Origin of the sequence: Klebsiella sp. GG_Kp175 (assembly GCF_040062325.1) — a bacterium.
In the GTDB taxonomy this organism is placed as follows: domain Bacteria; phylum Pseudomonadota; class Gammaproteobacteria; order Enterobacterales; family Enterobacteriaceae; genus Klebsiella; species Klebsiella quasipneumoniae.
The window spans coordinates 54,968-61,861 of record NZ_JBEAFX010000018.1; the positions used below are offsets into that span (position 1 = coordinate 54,968).

6 protein-coding genes are annotated in these 6,894 nt (G+C 60.0%); 2 read left to right on the forward strand and 4 right to left on the reverse strand.

All coding sequences use genetic code 11. The features are described 5' to 3' along the window. Genes ABLU73_RS21305 through ABLU73_RS21315 form a run of 3 tightly spaced genes read right to left on the reverse strand, consistent with a single transcriptional unit; the run spans position 1 to position 3,064 of the window. On the reverse strand, positions 1 to 1,272 hold the full coding sequence (locus ABLU73_RS21305) for an efflux RND transporter periplasmic adaptor subunit (RefSeq protein WP_062914085.1): 1,272 nt from the start codon (positions 1,270 to 1,272) through the stop codon (positions 1 to 3). A gap of 44 nt (positions 1,273 to 1,316) precedes the next feature. Beyond that, positions 1,317 to 1,661 carry a cation efflux system protein CusF gene (gene cusF / locus ABLU73_RS21310; RefSeq protein ID WP_017900885.1) on the reverse strand — a complete coding sequence of 115 codons (345 nt, stop codon included), beginning with the start codon at positions 1,659 to 1,661 and terminating at the stop codon, positions 1,317 to 1,319. A 17-nt stretch (positions 1,662 to 1,678) separates the two neighbouring features. Beyond that, entirely contained in the window at positions 1,679 to 3,064 is a 1,386-nt protein-coding gene (locus tag ABLU73_RS21315) for an efflux transporter outer membrane subunit (protein ID WP_064178660.1), read from the reverse strand. 172 nt (positions 3,065 to 3,236) lie between these two features. On the opposite strand from ABLU73_RS21315, the gene cusR reads away from it, so the two are divergent. Beyond that, positions 3,237 to 3,920, forward strand: a complete 684-nt coding sequence (gene cusR / locus ABLU73_RS21320; RefSeq protein WP_049092870.1) for a copper response regulator transcription factor CusR — start codon at positions 3,237 to 3,239, stop codon at positions 3,918 to 3,920. Then, positions 3,910 to 5,349 carry a Cu(+)/Ag(+) sensor histidine kinase gene (locus tag ABLU73_RS21325; protein ID WP_264924797.1) on the forward strand — a complete coding sequence of 480 codons (1,440 nt, stop codon included), beginning with the start codon at positions 3,910 to 3,912 and terminating at the stop codon, positions 5,347 to 5,349. The genes cusR and ABLU73_RS21325 overlap by 11 nt, the downstream gene beginning before the upstream one ends. Before the next feature lie 57 nt (positions 5,350 to 5,406). Here the strand turns inward: ABLU73_RS21325 and ABLU73_RS21330 are convergent, their stop codons facing one another. Further along, positions 5,407 to 6,528 carry a cupin domain-containing protein gene (locus ABLU73_RS21330; RefSeq protein ID WP_264924796.1) on the reverse strand — a complete coding sequence of 374 codons (1,122 nt, stop codon included), beginning with the start codon at positions 6,526 to 6,528 and terminating at the stop codon, positions 5,407 to 5,409. Positions 6,529 to 6,894: the final 366 nt, after the last annotated feature.

The following is a 6,894-nucleotide window of genomic DNA, read 5'->3' on the forward strand; positions in this document are numbered from 1 at the left end:
TCAGTGCGCGTGGGCGGCAGGGGCAACGGCATCCGGGGCCTGCGCGCGCATGCGCTCCAGCGCGCCGGCGATATTGGCTTCCGAGTCGATCAGGAACAGGCCGCTGGCGACCACTTTCTCGCCCTCCTGCAGCCCGCTGCGAATGGCCGTGACGCCATTGGATTCATGGAAGACCTGGACCCGCTTCGGCACGAAGCGGCCCTCGTTATCCACGGTGATTACCCGCTGCTCGCTGCCGCTGTCGATCAGCGCTTTGGAGGGGATCAGCAGCATCGGTTCGCTTTCACTGGTCAGCTGCAGATAGGCGTTCATCCCCGGCTTCAGCGCTTCATCCGGGTTGTTGACCTGCAGGCGCAGCTGCAGGGTGCGGGTGGCGCTATCGACGCTGGGGAGGATCGTCCATTTGCTGATGCGGAAGGTTTTGTCCGGCCAGGCGGGAACCTGAATGGCGAACTGCGAGGCATCTTTGATCAGCCAGGCGATGGACTCGGGGACCGCCACGCTGACCCACACCGGATCCATGCCCTGAATTTTCGCCACCACGTTATCTTTGGCGATGTTCATTCCGGCGCGCAGATCGAAGGCGGTGATCACCCCGTCGATGGGCGCCTTGAGGGTGAAACGGGTCTGGATCTTGCGCGTGGCTTTCAGGCGGCGGATATCGTCGTCCGGCATTCCGGCGAGACGCAGCCGCTCGAGGATCCCCTCGACCTGGGTGGCGGTGCCGCCGGTCTCCTGCAATAGCAGGTATTCGCTCTGCGCTTCCACCCAGTCCGGGATGGTCAGTTCCAGCAGCGGCGTACCTTGTTGCACTTTGTCGCCGACGGTCAGGGGATAGACTTTATTAATAAAGCCCGCCGCCCGCGCCTGCATAATCACGTACTGGTACTCGTTGTAGCTGATGTTGGCCGGGAATGTCTGGGCGTAGCGCAGCGGCCCGCGGGTGACGGCGGCGGTTTTCACCCCAAGATTCTGGGTCTGCGTCGGGTCGATACGCACCCCCGGCGCCCCGGCGGCGGCACTCTCCTCATCGGCGTATTTCGGCACCAGGTCCATATCCATAAACGGCGATTTACCCGGTTTATCAAAGCGGGTGTTCGGGTACATCGGATCGTACCAGAACAGCACTTTACGTTGCTGCTCGGCCGTCGGGGCGGCTGCGGCAGCATCGTGGGGCGCCGCAGTCCGGGTATACAGCGCTGCGGTGAGCGCGCCGCCGATCGCCATGCTGCCGAGGATCAGCGCCGTGTTTTTCAGTGTCAGGGATGCCATGTGTTGTCCATTCCGTCGTTGAGAGGCTTGCCGTCGCCGGGCCATTAGTGGGCGCGAATATCCTGCAGCAGCGACAGGTTGCCCTGCTGAACGAAGGTGAAGTCCACGCTGTCGCCGTCCTTCACATTGTTGAGCTGGGTCTGCGGGGTGATGGTGAAGCGCATGGTCATCGGCGGCCAGTTCACCGCCGGGATGGCTTCGTGGGCGATGGTGATTTTTTTGCTATCCATATCAATGGCTTTAATGACCCCTTTGCCGCTGATGCTTTGCGTCTGCGCGGCGGCGGGCTGTTCGTGCATCGCCATGCCGGCGTGCGGGTCGGCGGCCTGGACGGCGAACACCGCGCCAGAAATCAGAGTGAACAGGGCGACTTTAGACAGTGAATTCATGATCGGGACTCCTTGGGTTATTCCATCCAGCCGCCGCCGAGGGCGGTGAACAGGGTGATTTCATTTGCCTGACGGGAATAGTTGAGTTCCAGCAGGGTTTGTCGGGTGGTGAAAATATCGCGCTGGGCGCTCAGCACTTCGATGTAGCTGACCGCGCCGTGGCGATAGAGCGCGGTGGCGCGCTGCAGGGTGATATTCAGCGACGCGAGATAGCGCTCCTGTGCGGCAATTTGATCGGCCAGGCTCTGGCGCAGGGCCAGCGCGTCGGCTACCTCTTTAAAGGCGGACTGGATTTTTTGCTCGTAGTTGACCACCTGCTGCTGCTGGCGGATCTCCGCCAGATCGAGGTTGGCCTGATTGCGCCCGGCGTTGAAAATCGGTATGTCGATTTTGGGGATGAAGTTCCACATCGCGCTGCCGGCGTTAAACAGGCTGGCGAGCTCGCTGCTGCTACCGGAGAGCGAGCTGGTCAGGGTGATCGACGGAAAGAAGGCCGCCCGCGCGGCGCCGATGTTGGCGTTGGCCGCCCGCAGGCTGTGTTCGGCCTCTAAAATATCCGGCCGCTGCAGCAGGATCGCTGAGGAGAGCGATGGCGGCAGGGTAACGCCTTGCAGATCGACGGCGCTGCTGGCGCTATCGTCCGGCAGAGGTTGATAGCTGCCGAGCAACAGCTGCAGAGCGTTATTAGCCTGCGCCAGCTGGCCCTGCCGTCTGGCGATATCGGCGCGGGTGCTCTCGATCATCCCCCGCGCCTGCTCCAGCGCCAGCACGGTAGTGCTCCCGGTCAGCAGCTGTTTTTCAACGAACGCGTAAGACTGCTGATAGTTTTGCAGGGTATCGTTGGCCACCTGCAGCTGCGCTGCCGCCAGCCGCTGGTTGAAGTAGCTTTGTGAAACGTTAGCAATCAACAGGATATGCACTGCGCGCCGGGCCTCTTCGCTGGCGAAGAAGTTCTCCCGGTCGGCCTCGCTAAGGTTTGTCAGCCGGCCAAAGAAGTCGAGGTCATAGCTGAGATTCAGGCCGGCAGCGTAATCGTTGCTGGTGGTGGTGTCGCCTTTAAGCTTGCCGCCGTAGGTGGTGCTGCCGTCACCGTTCAATTGCGGGTAGCGGTCAGCATCGGTCACCCGATACTGGGCGCGGGCTTCCTGCACTTTCAGCGTCGCCATCCGCAGATCGCGGTTGTTGGTCAGCGCGGTGCCAATCAGGCTTTTCACCTGCGGGTCGACGAAAAAGGTGCGCCAGCCGGTCTCCTGATAGCCCGCGGTTGCGGTCACCAGCTTGTTCTGGCTGAGAGAGAACTGCTGCGGTACCGGCGCGGCGGGGCGCTGGTAGTCCGGAGCGAGCGAGACACAGCCGGTTAAGGCGAGTATCACGCTGAGGGTAAGACGCGTTATTGGGCGCATGGCGGCAGACGTTTTCGACGATTTATCCATGGCGGCTACTTTACGTAGCGGCCTCTGTTCAGGACGTGACAGGAAAATGACAAAGCTGTCATTTTCCTGATATTTCATTGCTATCCGGAGGCGCTCCTCTAAAATTGAATACCCGCACAGAACGCGCGTGAAGGAGCCTGCGGTGAAGATTTTGATTGTCGAAGATGAGAAGAAAACCGGGGAGTACCTGACCAAAGGGCTCACCGAGGCTGGCTTCGTCGTCGACCTGGCCGATAACGGCCTTAACGGCTATCACCTGGCGATGACCGGTGACTATGATCTGCTGATCCTCGACATCATGCTGCCGGACGTGAACGGCTGGGATATCGTGCGCATGCTGCGCGCCGCCGGGAAAGGCATGCCGATCCTGCTGCTTACCGCGTTGGGCACCATTGAGCATCGGGTGAAGGGGCTGGAGCTGGGCGCCGACGACTATCTGGTGAAGCCGTTCGCCTTTGCGGAACTGCTGGCGCGGGTGCGGACGCTGCTGCGCCGCGGAGCGGCGGTTATTGTCGAAAGCCAGTTTCAGGCGGCGGATCTCAGCGTCGATCTGGTCAGCCGTAAGGTGACGCGCGGCGCCACCCGCATCACCCTGACCAGCAAGGAGTTCACTCTGCTGGAGTTCTTCCTGCGCCATCAGGGCGAGGTGCTGCCGCGTTCGCTGATTGCCTCGCAGGTGTGGGATATGAATTTCGACAGCGATACCAACGCGATAGACGTGGCGGTGAAGCGGCTGCGCGCCAAAATCGATAACGACTTCGAGCCGAAGCTGATCCAGACCGTGCGCGGCGTCGGCTATATGCTTGAGGTGCCGGATGGCTGCTAAGCGCCCCTTTTCCCTGGCCACCCGGCTGAGCTTCTTTATTAGCCTCGCCACCATCATCGCCTTTTTTGCCTTCACCTGGATCATGATCCATTCGGTGAAGGCCCACTTTGAAGAGCGCGACGTTCACGATCTCAGGCAGCTCAGCACCACCCTGGAGACGGTCCTCGACCACGCTGACTACCCGCAGGCGCGGCGGCTGGAGATCGTGAAGAATATCATTGCGGGTTACGCCAACGTCTTTATCTGCCTGGACGATGGGCAGGGCAATATTCTGTTCCAGTCGCCCAACGGGCCGGATCTCAGCCATATGCTGAGTACGCCAGGCCTGGCGATGCAGCTGCGCGACGGGAATGTGATTTCATGGACCGACCCGCAGCCGCGGGCAATGGCGCACGATAATCATCAAATGGAGACCCGCGCCTGGCGGCTGATCATGCTGCCGCTGGGCAAGCAGGCGGACGGCAAACCGGCGTACCAACTGCTGATGGCCTTATCCATCGATTTTCACCTGCACTATATTAATGAGCTGAAAGCGAAGCTGATTTCCGCCGCGTCGATAATCAGCCTGCTGATCATCGCCATCGTGCTGTTTGTGGTCTATCAGGGACATAAACCGATCCGCCAGATCAGCCGGCAGATCCAGAATATTACCTCGCGGGATCTCGACGTGCGCCTTGACCCGCAGGCGGTGCCTATCGAACTGGAGCGGCTCGCGCTCTCCTTTAACCACATGCTGGAGCGGATGGAGGATGTCTTTACCCGTCAGTCGAACTTCTCCGCCGATATCGCCCATGAGATCCGCACGCCGATCACCAACCTGGTGACGCAAACCGAAATCGCCTTAAGCCAGAGCCGCAGCCAGCAGGAGCTGGAAGAGGTGCTCTACTCCAATCTCGAAGAGTTCTCGCGTATGTCGCGGATGGTCAGCGATATGCTGTTTCTCGCCCAGGCCGATAACAACCAGCTGATCCCCGAACAGCGGGAACTGGATCTGGCTGAGGAAGTGCATAAGGTGTTTGAGTTTTTCGAGGCGTGGGCGGAAGAGAAGGCGGTGGCGCTGTGCTTTGTCGGCAGCCCCTGCCGGGTGATTGGCGATCCGCTGATGCTGCGGCGGGCGATCAGCAATCTGCTGTCGAACGCGATCCGCTACACCCCGGCTGGCCAGGCGGTGACGATCGCGCTGAGCGAAAGCGCGGAGACGGTCCGCCTGGTGGTGGAGAATCCCGGTACGCCGATTGCCGCCGAACATCTGCCGCGGCTGTTTGACCGTTTCTATCGCGTCGACCCCTCGCGCCAGCGCAAAGGGGAGGGCAGCGGCATCGGCCTGGCGATAGTGAAATCCATCGTCAGCGCCCACCACGGCAGCGTGGCTGCGCAGTCCGATCTGCGCTCGACGCGGTTTATTGTAGTGTTGCCGAAACAGGTGTAATAACGGCTGAAAGCCAGCGGGCAGCGCCAGGCGGCTGCTCGCAGTATCGCGACTCTCTTACTCTTCGAAGTACCAGTAGCCCTGATTAATCAGCCGCGTCAGTTCGCTCACGAACGCCGGATTCTGCAGGCCGCTGCCGAGCTCTTCCTGACCTAATGAGGTATAGCGGCACAGCGCATCCAGCGCTTCGGCATCGGTGGTGTCCAGCTGTTCGCTATGCACGAAGAAGCTGTCGCCGATATGCAGAACGCGCAGGCCGCTCAGGCGGGAGAGCTTTTCGCCGCCCAGCAGCGCATCGACCACTTCCTCTTCTTCATATGCCGGTTCCGCCGGCGCAATATCCAGCTCGTGACGCGGGGTGGTGACGAAACTGCCGAACCACTGTTTGAAGTCTTCCGGCTGGCGAATCATGTCGATCATCATGCCGCGTAGACGTTCGAGTTCATACTCTTCAACCCGGCCAGGATGCTCGCGGCAGGTGAGGTCCGGATCGCTGTAGTGCTCGCCGCCAAGATCGTTCTCCAGCACATAGTCGGCGAAGCTGCTGATCAGGTCGCGGCCGTTGGGCCCGCGGAAGCCGACGGAGTAGTTCAGCGCGGTTTCTTGGGTGATCCCATCGTGCGGGAATCCCGGTGGAATATAGAGGATATCGCCCGGCTGTAGATCTTCATCAATGATCGGCGGGAACGGGTCGACGTGCAGCAGTGCCGGATGCGGGCAGAACTGACGCATCGGCAGCTTATCCCCCACGCGCCAGCGGCGGCTGCCCATGCCCTGAATAATAAAGACGTCATATTGATCGATATGCGGCCCGACGCCGCCGCCGGGGACGGAGAAGGAGATCATCAGGTCGTCCAGACGCCAGTCCGGCAGTACGCGGAACGGTCGCACCAGCTCGGCGGCCGGCATATGCCAGTGGTTTACCGCCTGGGCCAGCAGCGACCAGCCGGTCTCGCCCAGGCCGTCGAAATGTTCAAAAGGTCCATTGCTGGCCTGCCATTTACCGTTGGTCAGACTGACCAGCCGGCTGTCGACTTCCGGCTCCATGGCTAATCCGGCCAGCTCGTCCGGGGTAATCGGGTCGACGAAGTCCGGAAACGCGTTTTTTAAAACCACCGGCTGCTTTTGCCAGTATTTCTCTAAAAACTCGGGCCAGTTAATGTTGAGTTGATAAGCCATCGATTATTACCAGTAAGAAGAAACGGGCCTGATTATAGGAAGGGGGGCCGCGCGGGCGCTTTGTCGTGGGTCAAGAGTGGCGCTTAATTCACCATCGGCGCGATAATGGCGTTGGGTAAGAGAGAAAAATCACTTTTTTGCCAAAAACCAATTTTCGCGTTAACTACGCTGCAGGCCGCATGAACACTGGGATGGCGGCTTCAATGATAAAAAGAGGAATAAGCGAAAAGTTCAAATAGTGAGCGGTCGATAAGATTTTTCTATTTTAACCCTTGCTACTTCCGACGAACTCCCTATAATGCGCTCCCACTGACACGGCGGATGTGAATCACTTCACACAAACAGCCGGTTCGGTTGAAGAGAAAA

Coding starts and splice junctions, on each gene's coding strand:
- ABLU73_RS21305 (WP_062914085.1), bottom strand. CDS start 1,272: ATGGCATCCCTGACACTGAAAAACACGGCGCTGATCCTCGGCAGCATG.
- cusF (WP_017900885.1), bottom strand. CDS start 1,661: ATGAATTCACTGTCTAAAGTCGCCCTGTTCACTCTGATTTCTGGCGCG.
- ABLU73_RS21315 (WP_064178660.1), bottom strand. CDS start 3,064: ATGCGCCCAATAACGCGTCTTACCCTCAGCGTGATACTCGCCTTAACC.
- ABLU73_RS21325 (WP_264924797.1), top strand. CDS start 3,910: ATGGCTGCTAAGCGCCCCTTTTCCCTGGCCACCCGGCTGAGCTTCTTT.
- ABLU73_RS21330 (WP_264924796.1), bottom strand. CDS start 6,528: ATGGCTTATCAACTCAACATTAACTGGCCCGAGTTTTTAGAGAAATAC.